The 19,075-nt window shown below is 72.0% G+C and carries 17 protein-coding genes and 2 tRNA genes; 8 read left to right on the forward strand and 11 right to left on the reverse strand.

Translation table 11 applies throughout. The annotated features are described in order from the left end of the window. Nucleotides 1–24: 24 nt before the first annotated feature. Nucleotides 25–855: a phosphonate ABC transporter ATP-binding protein gene (phnC, locus tag WD341_RS20630; protein ID WP_368427380.1), complete on the reverse strand. Its 831-nt coding sequence runs from the start codon at nt 853–855 to the stop codon at nt 25–27. Between the two features lie 238 nt (nt 856–1,093). Here phnC and WD341_RS20635 point away from each other — a divergent pair, with 238 nt between their 5' ends. Together WD341_RS20635 and WD341_RS20640 are read left to right on the forward strand one after the other, a co-directional pair. Next, complete coding sequence (locus tag WD341_RS20635) at nt 1,094–2,275, forward strand: MFS transporter (RefSeq protein ID WP_368427381.1); 1,182 nt, start codon at nt 1,094–1,096, stop codon at nt 2,273–2,275. Between the two features lie 485 nt (nt 2,276–2,760). Continuing rightward, nucleotides 2,761–3,345: a hypothetical protein gene (locus WD341_RS20640; RefSeq protein ID WP_368427382.1), complete on the forward strand. Its 585-nt coding sequence runs from the start codon at nt 2,761–2,763 to the stop codon at nt 3,343–3,345. A gap of 21 nt (nt 3,346–3,366) precedes the next feature. On the opposite strand, the gene WD341_RS20645 is transcribed toward WD341_RS20640, so the two are convergent. The 8 genes from WD341_RS20645 to WD341_RS20680 all read right to left on the reverse strand — a co-directional run bounded on the left by WD341_RS20645 (nt 3,367) and on the right by WD341_RS20680 (nt 10,092). Then, on the reverse strand, nt 3,367–4,533 hold the full coding sequence (locus WD341_RS20645) for a mandelate racemase/muconate lactonizing enzyme family protein (protein WP_368427383.1): 1,167 nt from the start codon (nt 4,531–4,533) through the stop codon (nt 3,367–3,369). A gap of 26 nt (nt 4,534–4,559) precedes the next feature. Then, nucleotides 4,560–4,955, reverse strand: coding sequence for a response regulator (locus WD341_RS20650; protein ID WP_368427384.1), 396 nt, complete (start codon nt 4,953–4,955; stop codon nt 4,560–4,562). Continuing rightward, complete coding sequence (locus WD341_RS20655) at nt 4,942–6,777, reverse strand: PAS domain S-box protein (RefSeq protein WP_368427385.1); 1,836 nt, start codon at nt 6,775–6,777, stop codon at nt 4,942–4,944. Before WD341_RS20655 ends, WD341_RS20650 begins: the two co-directional genes overlap by 14 nt. A gap of 238 nt (nt 6,778–7,015) precedes the next feature. Further along, nucleotides 7,016–7,092 (reverse strand) — tRNA-Arg (locus WD341_RS20660). A 109-nt stretch (nt 7,093–7,201) separates the two neighbouring features. Beyond that, nucleotides 7,202–8,002, reverse strand: coding sequence for a MetQ/NlpA family ABC transporter substrate-binding protein (locus WD341_RS20665; RefSeq protein WP_368427386.1), 801 nt, complete (start codon nt 8,000–8,002; stop codon nt 7,202–7,204). Nucleotides 8,003–8,070: 68 nt separating this feature from the next. Then, entirely contained in the window at nt 8,071–8,736 is a 666-nt protein-coding gene (locus WD341_RS20670) for a methionine ABC transporter permease (RefSeq protein WP_368427387.1), read from the reverse strand. Next, complete coding sequence (locus tag WD341_RS20675; RefSeq protein ID WP_368427388.1) at nt 8,726–9,853, reverse strand: methionine ABC transporter ATP-binding protein; 1,128 nt, start codon at nt 9,851–9,853, stop codon at nt 8,726–8,728. Before WD341_RS20675 ends, WD341_RS20670 begins: the two co-directional genes overlap by 11 nt. Continuing rightward, a complete protein-coding gene (locus WD341_RS20680; RefSeq protein WP_368427389.1) occupies nt 9,853–10,092 on the reverse strand; it encodes a hypothetical protein in 240 nt (79 codons plus the stop codon). Before WD341_RS20680 ends, WD341_RS20675 begins: the two co-directional genes overlap by 1 nt. Before the next feature lie 517 nt (nt 10,093–10,609). Here WD341_RS20680 and WD341_RS20685 point away from each other — a divergent pair. Continuing rightward, nucleotides 10,610–13,372 (forward strand): cation-transporting P-type ATPase, encoded by a 2,763-nt coding sequence (locus WD341_RS20685; RefSeq protein WP_368427390.1) that lies wholly within the window; start codon nt 10,610–10,612, stop codon nt 13,370–13,372. Between the two features lie 52 nt (nt 13,373–13,424). Further along, complete coding sequence (locus tag WD341_RS20690; RefSeq protein ID WP_368427391.1) at nt 13,425–15,149, forward strand: cation:proton antiporter; 1,725 nt, start codon at nt 13,425–13,427, stop codon at nt 15,147–15,149. A 49-nt stretch (nt 15,150–15,198) separates the two neighbouring features. Here WD341_RS20690 and WD341_RS20695 read toward each other — a convergent pair whose 3' ends face one another. Together WD341_RS20695 and WD341_RS20700 are read right to left on the reverse strand one after the other, a co-directional pair. After that, a complete protein-coding gene (locus WD341_RS20695) occupies nt 15,199–15,504 on the reverse strand; it encodes an ETC complex I subunit (protein WP_368427392.1) in 306 nt (101 codons plus the stop codon). Nucleotides 15,505–15,569: 65 nt separating this feature from the next. After that, a tRNA-Pro gene (locus WD341_RS20700) sits at nt 15,570–15,646 on the reverse strand. 167 nt (nt 15,647–15,813) lie between these two features. Here WD341_RS20700 and WD341_RS20705 point away from each other — a divergent pair. From WD341_RS20705 to WD341_RS20720, 4 genes are all read left to right on the forward strand, one after another. Then, on the forward strand, nt 15,814–17,448 hold the full coding sequence (locus tag WD341_RS20705; protein WP_368427393.1) for a peptide chain release factor 3: 1,635 nt from the start codon (nt 15,814–15,816) through the stop codon (nt 17,446–17,448). Between the two features lie 99 nt (nt 17,449–17,547). After that, nucleotides 17,548–17,802, forward strand: coding sequence for an antitoxin (locus tag WD341_RS20710; protein WP_368427394.1), 255 nt, complete (start codon nt 17,548–17,550; stop codon nt 17,800–17,802). Beyond that, the gene (locus WD341_RS20715; protein ID WP_368427395.1) at nt 17,799–18,206 is read left to right on the forward strand and encodes a type II toxin-antitoxin system VapC family toxin; all 408 of its coding nucleotides are present in this window, start codon (nt 17,799–17,801) and stop codon (nt 18,204–18,206) included. The genes WD341_RS20710 and WD341_RS20715 overlap by 4 nt, the downstream gene beginning before the upstream one ends. A gap of 74 nt (nt 18,207–18,280) precedes the next feature. Then, nucleotides 18,281–19,075: 2OG-Fe(II) oxygenase family protein (locus WD341_RS20720; protein WP_368427396.1), on the forward strand; the 795-nt coding region annotated here is incomplete at its 3' end.

The raw sequence follows: 19,075 nt of genomic DNA on the forward strand, positions 1-19,075 counted from the left end.
AAGCCTCGCCGCGGAGGCGAGGTCTCAGGCGACCGCGCGGCGCCGCTGCGCGGCGGCGGCTTCCGCGGCCGGGCGGCCTTCGAGATGGGACTTGCGGTCGGAGCGCGGCCGCGCCGTCGGCGCGCCGCTGCGATAGATGCGCTCGAGCTCCGACTCGGTCAGCGCCTGAGCGTCCCCCTCGAACACCACGCGGCCGGCGCAGAGTCCGAAGGTGCGGTCGGCGAAGCGGCGCGCGAAGCCCACCTGGTGCAGGCTGACGACGGCGGTGATGCCGTCCTCGCGGCAGATCTCGTGGAGCAGCGAGAGCACCGCCTCGGCGCTTGCCGGGTCCAGGCTCGCGACCGGCTCGTCGGCCAGGATGATCCGCGGCCGCTGCGCCAGCGCCCGGGCGATCCCGACCCGCTGCTGCTGCCCGCCCGAGAGGGAGTCGGCGCGGTCCAGCGCCCTGTCGAGCAGGCCGACGCGGTCGAGGGCCTCGAGGGCGGCGATGCGGTCCGCCTTTGGCAGCGGGAAGGGCGTGCGCCAGGAGGGATGGAAGCCCAGCCTGCCGGTCAGCACGTTGGCCAGCGCCGAGAGGCGGCCGATCAGATGGTGCTGCTGGAAGATCTTGCCGGTCTCCAGGCGATGCCGCCGCAAGCCGCGTCGGCTGGCGAAGATCTGCGCGCCGTCGAGACCGAGCACGCGGCCGCGAGTCGGTCGGACGATGCCGTTGAGGCAGTTGAGCAGGGTCGACTTGCCGGCCCCCGACGAGCCGAGCAGCACGGTGAAGGCGCCGGGCTCGAAGGCCAGGCTGGCGTCGGCGAGAGCGGTCAGGCCGGTCGGGTAGGTCACGGTCACCTGGTCGAGCGCGAGCAAGGGCTTTCCTCCGGCTTCGTTCGGATGTTCCGGACGATCGGTGTCTGCGTTCGCCGAGGTGATACAGCCGGCGCATTGCCGAGCGATGACAGCGGTGCGGCGGCCGGAAACTTCACCGAACTGTCACGCGCACCCGCGGGATCGGCAGGGCACCCTTGCCCGAATCATATAGACGAATCCCTTGACCCTCGGCCGATGGCGACGCAGCCTCGGGCATGCCCCTGCCCGAGCCCCAGCCGTGACGCTTCCGCGCAGCGCCGTCGTGCTGGTCCTCGGCACCGCCCAGACCCTCGGCTGGGGCTCGACCTTCTACCTGCCGGCGATCCTCGCCGAGCCGATGGCCGCCGACCTGGGCATCCCGGTCGACGGCGTCTTCGCGGCCTTTTCCGGCGCGCTCCTGGTCGGGGTCCTGCTCGGTCCGCTGGCCGGCGGCCGCATCGACAGCCGCGGCGGCCGCGGGCTGCTCAGCCTGTCCAGCCTGATCTTCGCCGCGGGGCTCGCCCTGCTCGGCCTGGCCCAGGAGCCCGCCGTGATGGTCGCCGCCTGGCTGATCATCGGCGTCGGCATGACCATCGGGCTCTACGAGGCCGCCTTCTCGGCGCTCGCCAGCCTCTACGGCGCGCGGGCGCGCGGCGCGATCACCGGCATCACCCTGATCGCCGGCTTCGCCTCGACGATCTGCTGGCCGGTCTCCGCCGCCCTGGAGGCCGAGGTCGGCTGGCGCGGCGCCTGCTTCGCCTGGGCCGCCGCGCACCTGCTCATCGGCCTGCCGCTGAACCGGCTGCTGCCGCGCGGCGTCGGCAGGCCGCCGGTCCCGGCGGCGGGTCTCGCGCCGGAGCCCGCGCCGCCGCCGGCGGAACGGCCACCGATCGACCGGACGATGCTGCTGCTCGGCTTCTTCTTCGCGACGGTCTGGTTCACCACGGCGGCGATCGGCACCCATCTGCCGCGCCTGCTCCAGCAGGCGGGCGCCTCGCCCGCCGCGGCGATCGCGGCGGCCGCGCTGGTCGGCCCGGCCCAGGTCGCCGGGCGGCTGCTCGAGTTCGGGCTGCTGCAGCGCCTGCACCCGCTGTTCTCGGCGCGCGCGGCGAGCCTCGCCCACCCGCTCGGCGCCGCGGTCCTGATCCTGCTCGGCGCCCCGGGCGCGGTCGCCTTCAGCCTGCTGCACGGCGCCGGCGCCGGCGTCCTGACCATCGCCAAGGGCACCCTGCCGCTGGCGCTCTTCGGTCCCCACGGCTACGGCGTCCGGCAGGGGCTGCTGATGGTGCCGACGCGCCTCGCCCAGGCCTCGGCGCCCTTCCTCTTCGCCCTGCTGATGGCCCGCTTCGGGACGGATGCCCTGGCGATCACCGCCGGCATCGGCCTGGCCGGCCTGGCCGCGCTGCTGCTGCTGCACCCGGCCGCGGCGAAGCCGACCTGACGTCCGGCGACGAATCGAAAGACCCCGACGCCGGGAATCGCCGCCGGGCGCGTTACAGGAGTGACGGGCCCGGCCGACGCGGCCGGTGCCGCCTGACCGTTGTCTCCAGGGACCTCCGCACCAGCGTGACCTTCAACGCTCCTTCCCCACCGCGGAGACGCGGCCGCTGGCGTCCTCGCCTGTTCCTGGCGACGCTGATCCTGGCCGCCCTGGCTGGATCCCGGATCGCAAGGCTCGCGACGCCTGGCGGCTCTCGGGCTCGCCTAGCGTCCGGGATGACGAATAGCGAGAAGGCAACCGCCCCCTCGTCTGGCGCCGCCGCGGCATCCCTCACCCGCCTCACTCCGGCCGCCGACGGAGGCGTGACTTGAGCGGGAGGAGGCGCCGCGGGCCTGCCGCGGAACCGGCGGGGCTGCGCCCGCGTTTTTCATAATTCCCGGACCCGCGAACGGGGGCGCGACGGGCCGGGTGGAGGTCTCCGGATCATGGCACGCCGATCGCTTCGCCTGCTCGCGCTGCTGTCCCTCGCCGTCGCGGCGCTGACCGCAGCTTCCGCGGACTCCGTCCCTGCCGCCGAGACGCGGCGGATCGGCATCACCGGCACCGTCGAGAGCGTGGCGACGGACCACTTCACGCTCAAGGACATGCAGCGCGACATCGTCGTCGAGATGGGCGGCCATCCCTGGGCCGGGAACCTGCTGGCGCTGGGCGACCGGGTCGTCGTGACCGGCCTCACCGACGACGACTTCTCCCGGACCCGCACGATCCGGGCGCTGACGCTGGTGATCCCGAAGCTCAACTACCCCGGCGCGCCGGACGAAGACTGGCTGGCCGTCAGCGGGACCGTCGCCGCGATCGACGGCGATATCCTGACGGTGGACAGCGGCGGCCGCATGGTCGCGGCCGACCTCAGCGCCGTCGCCTCCGGCCGCTTCGGCGGCAGCGGCTCGACGCCACTGAGCGTCGGCGACCGCGTGACCGTGGCCGGTGCCGTCCCCGACTTCCTCCGCTTCCGCCACCAGGGCCTGCGCGCCTCCTCGATCGCCCTGCTGCCGGCCGAGACCGACTGAGCAGTCGGGACACGGCACCCTTCAGTCGAGCAGCGTCTCGAGCACGGCGTAGAGGTCGGCCTTGGCCTCGAAGCCGATGCCGGGCAGGTCCGGAAGCCCGACCAGCGAGTCCTCGACCGCCACGCCGTCGGCGAAGCCGCCGAAAGGCTTGAAGACGTCCGGGTAGGATTCGTTGCCGCCGAGCTGCAGCCCGGCGGCGATGTTCAGAGACATCTGGTGGCCGCCATGCGGCACCAGGCGGCGGCTCGACCAGCCGTGCGCGGCGAGCATCTCCAGGGTGCGCAGGTACTCGACGAGGCCGTAGCTGAGCGCGCAGTCGAACTGCAGGACGTCGCGCTCCGGCCGGAGGCCGCCGTAGCGCACCAGGTTGCGGGCGTCCTGCATCGAGAAGAGGTTCTCGCCGGTCGCCATCGGGCCGTCGTAGCGCGTCGCGAGCTCGGCCTGGAGCGCATAGTCGAGCGGGTCCCCGGCCTCCTCGTACCAGCGCAGGCCGTAGGGCGCGACGGCCTCGCCGAAGGCCAGCGCGGTCTCGAGGTCGAAGCGGCCGTTGGCATCGACGCAGAGTCTGGAGCCCTCGCCGACGACCTCCAGCACGGCCTCGATGCGGCGGATGTCCTCCGCGAGCGGCGCGCCGCCGACCTTCATCTTGACCGTGCTGTAGCCGCGCTCGAGATAGCCGCGCATCTCGGCCTGCAGCGCCCGGATGTCCTTGCCGGGATGGTAGTAGCCGCCGGCGGCGTAGACCCAGACGCGCTCGTCGGCCCGGCCGTCACGGTAGCGGTCGGCGAGCAGGCGCCACAGCGGCCTGCCCTCGATCTTGGCGACGGCGTCCCAGATCGCCATGTCGAGCGTGCCGACGGCGACGGAGCGCTCGCCGTGGCCGCCCGGCTTCTCGTTGCTCATCATGACATCCCAGATCCGGAAGGGGTCCAGGTTGTCGCGGGCCTCGTCGAGCAGGCTCTCGGGATCGGCCGCGGCGAGGCGCGGCAGCAGGCGCTCGCGCATCAGGCAACCCTGGCCGTAGCGGCCGTTCGAGTTGAAGCCGAAGCCGACGACCGGCCGGCCGTCGCGTCGCACGTCGGTGACGACCGCCACCACCGAGCAGGTCATGCGGCTGAAGTCGATGTAGGCGTTGGCGATCTCGGAGGCGATCGAGACGCTCTTCTCGCGGATCTCAAGGATGCGCACGCGGGGGCCGGGCTCCGGTCCGCCGCTCAGCCGCGGGCCGAGCCGGCCAGCGCCCGGCCGAGCGCCCTGCTCAGGTCCTCCAGCACGAAGGGCTTGGCGAGCACCGTGACGTCGCGCCAGGCCGCCGGCAGGCCGGCGTTGCCGTAGCCGGTCGCGAAGATCAGCGGGATACCCCGCTGGCGCAGGCGCTCGGCGACCGGAAAGATCTCCTTGCCGCCGATGTTCACGTCGAGCAGAGCGACGTCGGCGTCCGTGTCCTGGGCCGCCTCGAGCGCCTTCTCCAGCGAGGCGAGGGATCCGGCGAGCTGGTAGCCGAGGTCGTCGAGCATGTCCTCGATCATCAGCGCGACCACCGTCTCGTCCTCGACGATCAGCACGCGTCGCCCGACCAGGTCGTCCTGGGCCGCTTCAATGGAGGACATCGGCCACTCCAACCGGAATCCGCATCGCGCAACGCAGTCCCTCCGGCTGGTAGTCCAGCCGTACGTCGCCCATCAACTCCCCCGGGACGCTGCGCTCGATCAGGCGAGAGCCGAAGCCGCGCCGCGACGGCGGCTCTACCCGGGGCCCGCCCTGCTCGCACCAGCGCAGCAGCAGCTGCGCCGGGGCGTCGGCCGCGGCCTCTTCGATGGTCCAGACGATTTCCAATCTCCCCTCCTCCGTCGACAGCGCGCCGTACTTGGCAGCGTTCGTGGCAAGCTCGTGAAAAGCCATGGCGAGCACCAGCGCCTGGCGCGCGCTGAGGGCAACGTCCGGCCCGTCCAGCCGCACCCTGGCGCCGGGCGACCTTGGTGCGAGGGCCTGCGTCGCACCTTCGTAGGGCGCGACGGCCTGTTCCAGAAGGACGGTCAGCGCCGCCCCCTCCCAGTGTCGTTGCGTCAGCAGGTCGTGCGCCCGGCTCAAGGCCATGAGGCGGCCGCCGAAGGTCGCGCGGAAGCTCTCGACGGACTCGGCGCCGCGCAGGCTGTGGCGGACGATCGACTGCACCGTCGCCAGGGTGTTCTTGACCCGGTGGTTGAGCTCGTTGACCAGCAGCTGCTGGTGTTCCTCGGCCTGCTTGTGGCGGCTGATGTCGACCAGCATGTTGACGGCGCCAGCGAGTTTGCCGTCGGCGCGCCACATCGGCGTCGGATAGGCGGCGAAGGGTATGCGCCGGCCGTCCGGGCGTTCGCAGATCGCCTCGGCATGGCGCAGCGCCCGCCGCTCCTTCAGCGCCACCACCATCGGGCAGGCCTCGTGCGGCAACGGGCTGCCGTCGGGCTGAAATATCCGCCAGGCGCCGCGCCAGGCGGCCTCGCCCAGGATCGGCCGGCAGCCCCAGAAGTCGGCGGCAGCCTCGTTGTAGAAGGTCAGGCGACCCTCGGCATCGGTGGTGTAGACGGCGGTCGGCAGCGCGCCCAGGATCTCGCGCAGGCGCTGTTCGCCTTCGCGCAGCGCTTGCTCGTCGCGCTTGCGCTGCGACACGTCCCGGGTGACCGCGAGCTGCGCCACGCTGCCGTCGGGCAAGGCGAGCGGAACGGCATGGCTCTCCATGTGCCGCTGCGTGCCCTTCAGGCTGACGAGCTCGAACTCCCAGGAGAGGGTCTCGCCGTCGCAGACCCGCCGGTGGTGCTCGCCCCAGCGGGTGCGGTAGGCCGGCGCGATCAGCTGCAAGATGTCGCTGCCCTGGATCTGGTCCAGGGAGTCCGCCTCGACCATGTGCAGGCCCGCAGAATTGATGCGCAGCAGACGGCCGTCCCGGGCGACCACCTTCACGCATTCCGGGGTGGTCTCGATGACGCCGATCAGGAAGTCCCTGGTCTCCTGTGCCGCCCGTTCCGCCCGCTTGCGGGCGGTGATGTCCTGGAAGCAGTTGACGGCGCCGATCAGCCTGCCCTCGCCGTCCTCGAGCGGGGCGATGTTGACGAGCGCCCAGATCCGGCTGCCGTCGGGACGCTCGATGACCACCTCCCGGTTCTCGGCCGCCTCGCCGGTCCGCAGCGTCCAGGCCATCGGCATCTCGTCGTGCGGCAGGAGGCCGCCGTTGACCCGGTGCAGGCGCAAGGATCCGCAGAAGAGCTGTTCCGGATCGCCGACTTGTGGTGCGCGGCCCCACAGCTCGACTGCCTTGGGGTTGTAGCGGACGATGACCCCGGCGGCGTCGCAGACGTAGATCGCGACGGGGACGGCATCGATGAGCGGCCCGCCGACAGCACAGACCAGTGCGTCGGCCGCTGCACCTTCCTCCGGCTGAACGCTCTCCAAATGCCCCTCCCCCAAACTCACCCGAGGTCGCAACGCGCACGCACGACGGACCGGCCTGGACACGACCGGCCGCCGAGCTATCATTACAGGCGAAATTCACCGGACCGGCAACGCCCGACCGGCGAAGGGGGTTCCTCGCGCCGCTCGCCTGCACTTCATTCGCGGTGCCCGCCGGCGGCGGGGGCTGCACTCCGGCGAAAGGGCTTTCGAGTCGGGGGTCGGCGGCGAGGAGACAAGGTGGTGCGCCCGGTTGGACTTGAACCAACGACCCCATGCTTAGAAGGCACGTGCTCTATCCAGCTGAGCTACGGGCGCCCGGTTCCTCGCGGCGCCGGGACTATAGCGACGGCGGCGGCGCCTTGACAAAGGAAAGGGCGGCCCCGCGCCCGGCGGGACCGCCCCCTTCCGCGCCAGCCGGCACGCTTCACCAGCTCGGCAGCACCGCGCCCTCGAAGCGCGTCTCGACGAACTCCCTGACCGCGGGGCTGTGGTAGGCCGCGACCAGCTTGGCGACCCAGGCCGCGTCGCGGTCCTGGCTGCGCACCACCAGGATGTTGACGTAGGGTCCCTTGGGGTCCTCGCGCAGCAGCGCCTGCTCCGGGGTCAGGCCGGCCTCGACGGCGTAGTTGGTGTTGATCGCCGCGGCGTCGACGTCCGGCAGCACGCGCGGCGTCTGGGCGGCGTCGATCTCGATGAAGCGCAGGTTCTTCGGGTTCTCGACGATGTCGGCGACGCTGGGCGCATAGCCGACGCCCTCGCGCAGCGTGATCGCCCCCTTGTCCTGGAGCAGCAGCAGCGAGCGGCCGCCGTTGGTCGGGTCGTTCTGGATCGCAACCGAGGCGCCCTCCGGCACCGCGTCCCAGGAGTCGTGCTTGGAAGAATAGATGCCGAGCGGGAAGTTGACGGTCAGGGCCGCCGTCTCGAGGGCGTAGCCGCGGTCGGCGATCTGGTTGTCCAGGTAGGGCTGGTTCTGGAAGGAGTTGGCCTGGATCTCGCCCGCGTTCAGCGCCTCGTTGGGCACGACGTAGTCCGAGAACTCGACGATCTCGATCTCCAGGCCCTGCTCGGCCGCGACCGGCTTGACCTGCTCCAGGATCTCGGCGTGGGGGCCCGGCGTGACGCCGATCTTCAGGGTCTCGGCGGCGGCGGGGCCGCCGGCCGCGGGCAGCGCCGCGGCCAGGGCGGCGGCCAGGACCAGGCGCCGGAGGGAAGGAGAGAAGGACATGGCAGCGATTCCTTGGCTGAGAGGGTTGGGGAAAGAGAGGGACGGAGGGGGAAAGGGGGCGTCGAGGCTCAGTCCTGCCGCACGCGCTTGTTGAGGCGGCGCGCCAGACGCTCGCCGCCGGACTGCACGGCCTGGACCAGGACGATCAGCACCAGCACGACCGCGGCCATGACCTCGGGCATGAAGCGCTGATAGCCGTAGCGGATCCCGAGATCGCCGAGGCCGCCGCCGCCGACCGCCCCGACCATCGCCGAGTAGCCGAGCAGGCTGACCACGGCCAGGGTCAGGCCCAGCACGATGCCGGGCCGCGCCTCGGGCACCAGCACCTTGGCCACGATCTGCAGCGGCGAGGCGCCCATCGCACGCGCCGCCTCGACCAGGCCGTGGTCGACCTCGCGGATCGCGCCCTCGACGATGCGCGCGATGAAGGGCGTCGAGGCCACGGTCAGCGGCACGATCGCCGCCGTCGTGCCGATCGAGGTGCCGGCGACCAGGCGGGTGAAGGGGATGATCGCGACGACCAGGATGATGAAAGGCGTCGAGCGGGTAGCGTTGACGATCAGGCCGAGCACGCCGTTGGTCGCCGGGGCGGCGAAGAGCTCGCCGCGCCGGCTGGTCGCCAGGAAGACGCCGAGCGGCAGGCCGAGCAGCGTGCCGATGCCGGCGGCCACCGCGACCATCGCCAGGGTCTCCAGGGTCGCCTCCAGGATCAGGGAAATCATCTCAGGCGACATGGCCGAGCACCTCCAGGGTCAGGTCGAACTCCTCGACCAGGTCGCCGAGGTCGCCGTCGGCCGGGACCAGGGCGATGAGGCTGCCGAAGGGCCTGCCGCCGACCGTGTCGATGCGCCCCCCGGAGACTTCGAAGGCCGAGCCGAAGCGCTCGGCCAGGCGCACGACCAGCGGCGCCGTGCCGGCGCTGCCGGAAAAGCCGATGCGCAAGACGAGCCGCGCCCCGGCCCCGCCGCTCGCCGCGAGCCGCGCCGCCAGCTGCGGCGACAGCTCGGCGCGGGTCACCGCCTCGACGAAGCGCGCGGTCGTCGCCTGGGCCGGACGGGTGAAGACCTCGAAGGTGGCACCCTGCTCGACGATGCGGCCCTGGTCGATCACCGCGACCCGGTCGCAGACCTCCTTGATCACCGGGATCTCGTGGGTGATCAGCAGGATAGTCACGCCGAGCTCGCGGTTGACCCGGCGCAGCAGCGCCAGGATCGAGGCCGTGGTCTCGGGATCCAGCGCCGAGGTCGCCTCGTCGCAGAGCAGCAGCTCCGGTTCGGTGGCGAGCGCGCGGGCGATGCCGACCCGCTGCTTCTGCCCGCCCGACAGTTCGACCGGGTAGCGGTCGCGCTTGTCGGTCAGCCCGACGAGGTCGAGCAGGGGCGCGACGCGCCGCTCGATCGCCGCCCGCCCGAGGCCGGCGACCTCCAGCGGCAGCGCCACGTTGTCGAAGACGCTGCGCGAGGACAGAAGATTGAAGTGCTGGAAAATCATGCCGATTGAGCGTCTCGCATCGCGCCAGCCGCGCTCCGTCAGCGCCGTGACGTCACGGCCGGCGATCTCGACCGAGCCGGCGCTCGCCCGCTCCAGGCCGTTGGCCAGGCGGATCAGCGTCGACTTGCCGGCGCCCGAGCGGCCGATGACGCCGACCACGGCGCCGCGCGGCACCTCGAGATCGATGTCGCTGAGCGCGGTCACCGCCGCCTGCCCCTTGCGGGCCGGAAAGATCTTGGCGACGCCGCGGAAGCGCAGGAGCGCCTCGGCCGGAGCCGAGGAGGGCGCGCGCGCCGAGGGGCGCTCGCCTCCTGGAACCGCGAGCTGCGCCGGGCGGACCGGCGCGCTGGAGCCGTCCATCAGCGGCCTCCCACGGCGGCCTGCCGGAGTCCCGCCGGCCGCTGGGAGGCCGCCACGGCAGGCCGGCGGTGCAGGTTCGCGGCGGCGCGCTCGGCCGCCCGGACGCTGGCGAAGGCCTGCCCATCGAGGACGCCGAAGCGGCTGCTCGCGGCATGGAACACGAAACTGCGGTCGCCGTCCTTGCGGACGACCAGGCCGACCGACTCCTCGTCGATCTCGATCACATAGCTCTGGGACATGGACGCGTTTCTCACCGAACGGTGGGCCGCCCCGACCGGCAGGCCGGGAGCGGCGATCGCCGGAGCCCTGGGGGCCCGGAACAGCGCGAGGGAAATCAGCAGCCGCGACGACAGCGGCCGAGGGTCTTCCTCATCGCAGGTGTTCGGTGCATTCGCGTTGGATCGTGACGCCCGCTCATGGTGCCCTCCTCGAAAGTGGAAGCCACGACGGTGCCGTGGCGCTTTAGCGTTTGGTGACGCGGCGCAAGCTGCTCGCTCAAATCTCCGCGACCGCCCGGTTCTCGATCCAGGCGACACCAAGAAGATCGGAAAGTCGCGCACCCGCGTCAAGGGAAGTTTTTGCGCGCGGCAGCACGGCAGTCGTGACCCGCCGGCACGAGCGCCAGGGCCGGCGCCAGGATGCCGCGGCACGTCCCTCGACAGGTCGCCCCCGGCGCGGGGCCGTGGCGGATCGCCGCTGGACTGGGCGGGGCGCTTTCCGGCAGAACGGCAGAACGGCAGGCAGGACAGGAAGCCCATGCCCAAGCAGTCTCCAAGCGACGCAGCATCCCCCGGCGCCGGGCCGGCGTCCGGTCAGGGCTCGCCCGCTCACGACCGGGATCGGCCCTGGCACGCCCTGGAGGCCTCGTCCGCAGTCGCCGCGCTGGACAGCGGCCCGGACGGCCTGTCCCGGGAGGAGGCTGCGCGGCGGCTCGAGGAGCACGGCCCGAACCGGCTGCCGCAGGGCCGGCGCCGAAGCGCCCTGGTACGTTTTCTCCTGCAGTTCCACGACCTGCTGATCTACGTGCTGCTGGTCGCCGGCGCCCTGGCCGCGGCCATGGGCCACGTCACCGACGCCCTGGTCATCCTGGCCGTGGTCCTCGTCAATGCCGTGATCGGCTACGTCCAGGAAGGCCGCGCAGAACGCGCGCTCCAGGCGATCCGCGGCATGATCGACCCGCAGGCCACGGTGCTGCGCGACGGCCGGCGGACCCCCGTCCCGGCCGACTCGGTCGTGCCGGGCGACCTCGTGCTGCTGGAGGCGGGCGACCGGGTGCCGGCCGACCTGCGCCTGGTCAAGGCGCGCAGCCTGCGCGTCGACGAGGCGATCCTGACCGGCGAGTCGGTCCCGGTCGACAAGGCGGTGCCCCCGGTCGAGGCCGACGCGCCGCTGGGCGACCGCTTCTCCCTTGCCTTCTCCGGCACCCTGGTCGCGGCCGGCCAGGGGACCGGCCTCGTCGTGACCACCGGCGGCGACACCGAGCTGGGTCGCATCAGTGCCATGATCGGCGCCGTCGAGAGCCTGACGACACCGCTGGTCCGGCAGATGGACCGCTTCGCCAGGCGGGTCACCCTGGCCGTGCTGGCGGCCTCCTCCCTGGTCTTCGGCTTCGCCGCCTTCGTCCGCGCCTATCCCTACGACGAGGCCTTCATGGCCGTCGTCGGCCTCGCGGTCGCCGCGATCCCCGAGGGGCTGCCCGCGGTCATGACCATTACCCTCGCGGTCGGCGTCCAGCGCATGGCGCGGCGCAACGCGATCATCCGGCGCCTGCCGGCGGTCGAGACGCTCGGCGCGGTCTCCGTCATCTGCTCCGACAAGACGGGGACGCTGACGCGCAACGAGATGACCGTGCGGACGCTTGCGACCTCGGAAGCTCGCATCGAAGTCGAGGGCGCGGGCTACCGCCCGAGCGGCGACTTCCGGGTCGAGGGCGAGACGATCGACGCCGCGTCGGACCCGGTCCTGGAGGAGCTGACGCTCGCGGCGCTGCTGTGCAACGACGCGGAGCTGCGACAGGTCGATGACGACTGGATCGTCGACGGCGACCCGATGGAGGGCGCGCTGCTGTCGCTGGCCGTGAAGGCCGGCCACGACACCGCGGCAGCACGCGCGCACTGCCCGCGCCGCGACGAGATTCCCTTCGATTCCCGGCACCGCTACATGGCGACCCTGCACGGCCGGGACGGCCGGTCGGCCGTCGCCTACGTCAAGGGCGCGCCCGAGCGCATCGTCGCCATGTGTGAATCCGTCGCCGCGCCGGATGGCGACCGTCCGATCGAGGCGGACCGCTGGCTCCGCCAGGTCGAGATTCTGGCGGCCGACGGCCAGCGCGTTCTGGGCATCGCGCGCCTCACCCTGCCCGAGAGCGCCGAGCGGCTCTCGCCCGACGAGGTGGAGGGCGGGCTCTGCCTGCTCGGCCTGGTCGGGCTGATCGACCCGCCGCGCCCCGAGGCGATCGCCGCGGTCGCGGAGTGCCGCTCAGCCGGCATCCGGGTCAAGATGATCACCGGCGACCACGCCGCGACGGCGCGCGCCATCGCGCTCCAGCTCGAGCTCGCCGACGATCCCCGCGCCGTCACCGGCCAGGATCTGGACGCGCTCGACGAGGCCGGCTTCCTGGAGCAGGCCCGCGAGGCCACCGTCTTCGCGCGCACCAGCCCCGAGCACAAGCTGCGTCTCGTCGAAGCCCTGCAGGCCGACGGCTCGATCATCGCCATGACCGGCGACGGCGTGAACGACGCGCCCGCCCTGAAGCGCGCCGACGTCGGCGTCGCCATGGGCCGCAAGGGCACCGAGGCCGCCAAGGAAGCCAGCGAGATGGTGCTGGCCGACGACAACTTCGCCTCGATCGTGGCGGCCGTGCGCGAAGGGCGCACGGTCTACGACAACCTGACCAAGGTCATCGCCTGGACGCTGCCAACCAACGGCGGCGAGGCCCTTACCATCATCCTGGCGATCCTGTTGGGCCTGACCCTGCCGGTGACGCCGGTCCAGATCCTCTGGATCAACATGGTGACGGCGATCAGCCTGGGGCTGACCCTGGCGTTCGAGCCGACGGAACCAGGCGCGATGCAGCGGCCGGCCAGGCCGGCGGGCAGGGCCCTGCTCTCGGGACGCCTGCTCTGGCGCATCCTCTTCGTCTCGGCGCTGATGGTGGCCGGAACCTTTTCCGTCTACACCTGGGCGATCGGCCGCGGGCTGCCGATCGAGAGCGCGCGCACGCTGGTCGTCAACGCCTTCGTGGTGATGGAGATCTTCTACCTGTTCAGCGTCCGCTACGTGCACGGCAGCTCGCTGTCCTGGCAGGGCGTCCTCGGCACCCGGGCGGTGCTGACCGGCGTCTCGGTGGTGGTGGTGGCGCAGCTCGCCTTCACCTACCTGCCGGTGCTCAACGCGGTCTTCGGCAGCCGGCCGGTGGCGCTTTCCGACGGCCTCGTCGTGATCGCGCTCGGGGTCGTCCTGCTGGCCGTCGTCGAGCTCGAGAAGCGCATCTTCGCCGCCCTGCGGCGCGGCGACTGAACGGCCGGGGCGAGGCCGGAGCAGGCCGGGCGAACGGCATGGAGGGGCGGCGATGACGGAATGGATCTTCGAATCGACCTTCAACGAGGTCGCCGTGCTGCTGGTGTTGGCCGCGACGGCGGGCTTCCTCGGCCTGCTGCTGCGCCAGCCGCTGATCGTCAGCTTCATCGCGGTCGGCATCCTGGCCGGTCCTTCCGGCCTCGACATCGCCCGCTCCGCCGAGCCGATCGAGCTGCTCGGCGAGCTCGGCATCGCCGTGCTGCTGTTCCTGGTCGGCATCAAGCTGGACGTCCAGCTGATCCGCACCCTGGGCCCCGTCTCGCTGGCCACCGGCCTCGGCCAAGTGATCTTCACCTCGCTCTTCGGCTTCCTGATCTGCCTCGGCCTGGGCCTCGACGCCGTCACCAGCCTCTACGTCGCCGTCGCGCTGACCTTTTCCAGCACCATCATCATCGTCAAGCTGCTCTCCGACAAACGCGAGATCGACTCCCTCCACGGCCGCATCGCACTCGGCTTCCTGATCGTCCAGGACCTGGTCGTGGTGCTCGCCATGATCCTGCTGTCGGCGCTCGGTGGCGCCGGCGCCGAAGAGGGCGGCTCGCTGGTCGGCGGGGTCCTGGCGACGCTCGGCGCCGGCCTGCTGATGCTCGGCCTGGTGCTGGTCTTCGTGCGCTTCGTCGCCACACCCCTGACCGAGCGCCTCGGCCAGGCGCCGGAGCTGCTGATCGGCTTCGCCCTGGCCCTGGCGGTCGCCTTTGCCGCGCTCGGCGAGGCGCTGGGCCTGGGCAAGGAGCTGGGCGGCCTGCTCGCCGGCGTGGCACTCGCCTCCACGCCCTTCCGCGACGCCATCTCGGCGCGCCTGGCGCCGCTGCGCGACTTCCTGCTGCTGTTCTTCTTCATCGGCCTCGGCGCCCGACTGGAGCTGGAGAGCCTGGGCGCGAGCGGTCTCGACGCCGCCGTGCTCTCGCTCTTCGTCCTGGTCGGCAACCCGCTGATCGTGCTGATGATCATGACCGCGCTCGGCTACCAGCGCCGGACCGGCTTCCTGGCCGGCCTGACGGTGGCGCAGATCAGCGAGTTCTCCCTCATCTTCATGGCCATGGGCCTGGCGGTCGGACAGGTCGAGGTCGAGGCCCTGGGGCTGGTCACCCTGGTCGGGCTGATCACGATCGCGGCCTCGACCTACATGATCACCTATTCCCACCAGCTCTACCGCCTGTGCGAGCCGCTGCTCGGACCCTTCGACATCCGGCGCGGCCGGCGCGCCGAGGCCGAGGCGCCGGCGCCGACCGGCCGCTTCGACGTCATCCTGTTCGGCCTCGGCCGCTATGGCGGCGCCATGGCGACGCGCCTGCTGCTGAAGGGCTACCGGGTGCTCGGCGTCGACTTCAGCCCGATCGCCGTCAGGTTCTGGCGGCGGGACGGGCTCGAGACTGTCTACGGGGACGTCGCCGACCCCGAGTTCCTGGCGTCCCTGCCGCTGGGCTCGGCGCACTGGGCAATCTCGACGATCCGCGACCACGAGGCGGGCGTGAACCAGAGCGACGCCCGGATCGTCTTCGCCCAGACGCTGCGCGCCGCCGGCTTCGGCGGCCGGGTCGCCGTGACGACGAACCGCGAGGCGGAGACCCCGATGCTGCTCGCCGCCGGCGCCGACCTCGTCCTCGACCCCTTCCAGGACGGCGCGGACCGGGCCATCGAGCTGCTCGAGTCCGACCGCCAGCCGGTCCGCCTCGAGGTCATCGAGCCCGACGAGCAGAAGCAGATCGAAGACTAGCGGGCGGACCTAGACGGGGCCGAGCTGCAACCGCAGGGCCGCCAGCGCGTCAGTGGGTCCAGGTCAGCAGTTTGTCGGGGCGGAAGTTGTCGCCGTAAGCCTTGGGCCGGACGGTGCGCTCGTGCGGCTGCTCGACCGAGTACATCAGGCCGTTGCGCCGGGCATAGGCCTCGGCCTCGGCCTGGCTCTTGAAGAACAGGCGGAGCTGCTGGCGGGTGTCGCCCGAGGAGGTCCAGCCCATCAGCGGCTCGACGCGCCGGCCCTCGAGCGGCTCGTGCTCGACGACCCAGTTGTCGGTCAGGGCGCGGCCCGACTGCATGGCGGTCTTGGACAGCCTGTAGATGCGTACCTGCACGACTCGAACCCTCCGCTCGGCCTCTTTAGGTCGGCCTCTCCGGTCGGGAAAGGCCGCGGCGAGACTGGTCGGGGAGACTGGATTCGAACCAGCGACCCTCTGCTCCCAAAGCAGATGCGCTACCAGGCTGCGCTACTCCCCGTCCGTCCGCCGCGGAAGGTAGTCAGGGGCCCCGCCCAAGTCCAGCGGCGTCGGCCAGCGGTGTCGGCCAGCGGCGTCGATACGTGCGCCCCCTGCGGCGCCCCCGCCCCTTTCATCCGGCCCGCGCCTCCGCTACATGAGGCGGGACACCACGGAATCGAGAGTTTCATGGACACGACCGCTCCCCCGCTGGTCGGCGATCCGGACGCCGGCGCGGCGCAGCTGCCGCCGGAGATCGCCCGGCGCCGCACCTTCGCGATCATCAGCCACCCGGACGCCGGCAAGACGACGCTGACCGAGAAGCTGCTGCTGTTCGGCGGCGCCATCCAGCTCGCCGGCGCGGTCAAGGCGCGCGGCGACCGCCGGCGCGCCCGCTCCGACTGGATGAAGGTTGAGCAGGAGCGCGGCATCTCCGTGACCTCGGCGGTGATGACCTACGACTACGGCGACTGGACCTTCAACCTGCTCGACACGCCGGGCCACGAGGACTTCTCGGAGGACACCTACCGCACCCTGACCGCCGTCGACTCGGCGATCATGGTGATCGACGCGGCCAAGGGCATCGAGGCGCAGACCCGCAAGCTGTTCGAGGTCTGCCGCCTGCGCAACGTGCCGATCGTCACCTTCATCAACAAGATGGACCGCGAGGCGCGCGACTCCTTCGAGCTGCTCGACGAGATCGAGCAGACCCTGCAACTCGACGTCACGCCGGCCTCCTGGCCGATCGGCATGGGCCGGGGCTTCCTCGGCTGCTACGACCTGTTCGAGGACAAGCTGCTGCTGATCGCCCGCTCCAAGGGCGAGCGGGCCGCCGAGGGCGAGCAGTGCCACGGCCTCGACGACCCCAAGCTCGACGCGCTGCTGCCCGACTACGCCGTGGCCGAGCTGCGCGAGCAGGTCGAGATGGCCCGCGGCCTCTGCCCCGCCTTCGACTTCGAGGCCTACCGGGCCGGCGACATGACGCCGGTCTATTTCGGCTCGGCGCTCAACAACTTCGGCGTGCGCGAGCTGCTCGAGGGCGTCGCCCGCCTGGCACCGCCGCCGCGCGCCCAGCCGGCCGCCGAGCGCTCGGTCTCGCCCGCCGACGACAAGGTCTCCGGCTTCGTCTTCAAGATTCAGGCGAACATGGACCCCAAGCACCGCGACCGCATCGCCTTCGTGCGGCTCGCCTCGGGCCACTTCAAGCGCGGCATGAAGCTGAAGCAGGTGCGCACCGGCAAGACCCTGAACGTGCACAATCCCGTGCTGTTCCTGGCGCGGGACCGCGAGCTCGCGGAGGAAGCCTGGGCCGGCGACATCATCGGCCTGCCGAACCACGGCAACCTGCACCTGGGCGACAGCCTGACCGAGGGCGAGGAGCTGCACTTCACCGGCCTGCCCGCCTTCGCGCCGGAAATGCTGCAGAAGGTGCGCCCGACCGACCCGCTGAGGGCCAAGCACCTGGGCCGGGCCCTGTCCCAGCTCGCCGAGGAGGGCGCGGCCCGCGTCTTCAAGCCGCGCCTCGGCGCCGACTGGATCGTCGGCGTCGTCGGCCCGCTGCAGTTCGAGGTCATGGCCGACCGCATCCGCACCGAGTACGACGTGCCCGTGATCTTCGAGCAGACCATCTATTTCACGGCGCGCTGGCTGGAGAGCGACGACCCTGTGGCGCTCAAGGCGCTGACCGAGGGCGAGCGCTCCTCGATCGCCGACGACCACGACGACTGCCCGGTGTTCCTGGCGCGCAACGCCTGGCACCTCGAGGACGCTCAGAAGAACCACCCCAAGATCCGCTTCCTCAAGGTCCGCGAGCGGGTGATCTGAGCGGAAGCAGCGGCCGAGTTTCGCGAGCCCGCTTGCCCGCCGCACGCCCGTCGCATATATACAGCGAGTATCTACCCCTGCCGGGGAGCGGAGGCGGGCATGGCCGAGAGCGAGACCGCAAAACTCTTCAAGCACGGCGGCAGCCAGGCCGTCCGGCTGCCGAAGGCCTTCCGCCTGCCGGGCACCGAGGTGCGCGTGCGCCGGGTCGGGCGCGGCGTGCTGCTCGAGCCCCTGGAGTTCGACGCCGGCGCCTGGCTCGCTGCGCTCTCGCGCTACAAGGACGTGCCCTTCATGGAGGAAGGCCGGGAGCAGCCGCCCCTGCCGGAAGGCGACGAGCCGTCGTTCGACGGATGATCTGCCTGGATACCAACGTCGTCATCGCGGTCCTGAAACAGGCCCCCGCGCCGCTGCTGCAGCGCTTCCTGCGCGCGCTGCCGGAGGGCGGGCTCGCGCTCTCCTCCATCGTCCTCTTCGAGCTGCACTACGGCATCGCCAACAGCGCCCGGCGTGAGGAGAACGCCGAGCGGCTCGGAATCTTCCTGCAGGCGCCGATCGAGGTGCTCGCCTTGGAGTCCGAAGACGCCGAGGAGGCGGGCGCGCTCCGGGCGGAGCTCAAGCGTGCCGGAACGCCGATCGGGCCCTACGATCTGCTGATCGCAGCACAGGCGCGCCGCCGCGGCGCCACGCTGGTGACCGCAAACAGGGGCGAGTTTGCGCGGGTGCCGCGCTTGCTGACGGAAGACTGGACCGTCGCCTGACCGGGCGGGGACGGACAATTCCGAACGACCGAGGGGCGACCGGCCCCCGCGAGCCCAAGGGAGACGCTGCCGCCATGACCGCCATTCCCCGCCTCGAGGCCTCGGCTCTGCGCGCCGGCGATCCCGCCGCGGCCAACGCACTCGTCGCCGCCGGGGCCGATCCCGGCTTCCTGGTCCTGGAGGGTGTGGTCGACGCCGCCTTCGAGGCCGAGATGCGCCTGCTGCTGCGCTTCTTCGAGCTGCCGGCCGAGGCCCGCTGGGCGCTCGCCCGGCGCAAGTTCGAGCCGGCGCACCGCAACGTCTACCGCGGCTACTTCCCGCTGCAGGACGGCGACCCGACCTACAAGGAGGGCATCGACCTCGGCCGCGACGCCCTGGGCGACGACTGGAGGCCCCGCGACGCCGACCCCCTGACCGAGGCGACGCCCTGGCCGGCCGCCGAGCCCTGCGCCGGCTGGCGGGCCGCGGTCGCACAGGCCTACGGGCGTTTCGAGGCGCTCGGCCGCGACCTCGTGCGCGCCGTCGCCCTCGGCCTCGGCGTGGCGCCGCAGCGGCCGCTGTCCTGGTTCGAGGGCGGCAACTCGACCCTGCGCCTGCTGCACTATCCGGTGCGCCCGCCGGCCAGCCAGCCGGCCGATCCCGAGATCCTGCCCGACGGCCGCCTGGTCGTCGGCCGGCCGCACAGCGACAGCGGCTTCGTCACCCTGCTGTGGACCGACGGCAGCGGCGGCCTCCAGGCCAGGGCCACGGACGGCGCCTGGCTCGAGGTGCCGGGCGACGGCCTGGCCGTCAACTTCGGCCAGATGCTGAGCGACATCACCGGCGGGCGGATCCGCGCGACCGAGCACCGTGTCGTGGGGGGGGGGGGG

Source organism: Tistlia sp. (assembly GCF_040905785.1).
Classification (GTDB): Bacteria; Pseudomonadota; Alphaproteobacteria; order Kiloniellales; family DSM-21159; genus Tistlia.

Coding starts and splice junctions, on each gene's coding strand:
- WD341_RS20640 (WP_368427382.1), top strand. CDS start 2,761: ATGGCACGCCGATCGCTTCGCCTGCTCGCGCTGCTGTCCCTCGCCGTC.
- WD341_RS20650 (WP_368427384.1), bottom strand. CDS start 4,955: ATGTCCTCCATTGAAGCGGCCCAGGACGACCTGGTCGGGCGACGCGTG.
- WD341_RS20665 (WP_368427386.1), bottom strand. CDS start 8,002: ATGTCCTTCTCTCCTTCCCTCCGGCGCCTGGTCCTGGCCGCCGCCCTG.
- WD341_RS20670 (WP_368427387.1), bottom strand. CDS start 8,736: ATGTCGCCTGAGATGATTTCCCTGATCCTGGAGGCGACCCTGGAGACC.
- WD341_RS20675 (WP_368427388.1), bottom strand. CDS start 9,853: ATGGACGGCTCCAGCGCGCCGGTCCGCCCGGCGCAGCTCGCGGTTCCA.
- WD341_RS20680 (WP_368427389.1), bottom strand. CDS start 10,092: ATGTCCCAGAGCTATGTGATCGAGATCGACGAGGAGTCGGTCGGCCTG.
- WD341_RS20685 (WP_368427390.1), top strand. CDS start 10,610: ATGCCCAAGCAGTCTCCAAGCGACGCAGCATCCCCCGGCGCCGGGCCG.
- WD341_RS20690 (WP_368427391.1), top strand. CDS start 13,425: ATGACGGAATGGATCTTCGAATCGACCTTCAACGAGGTCGCCGTGCTG.
- WD341_RS20705 (WP_368427393.1), top strand. CDS start 15,814: ATGGACACGACCGCTCCCCCGCTGGTCGGCGATCCGGACGCCGGCGCG.
- WD341_RS20710 (WP_368427394.1), top strand. CDS start 17,548: ATGGCCGAGAGCGAGACCGCAAAACTCTTCAAGCACGGCGGCAGCCAG.
- WD341_RS20715 (WP_368427395.1), top strand. CDS start 17,799: ATGATCTGCCTGGATACCAACGTCGTCATCGCGGTCCTGAAACAGGCC.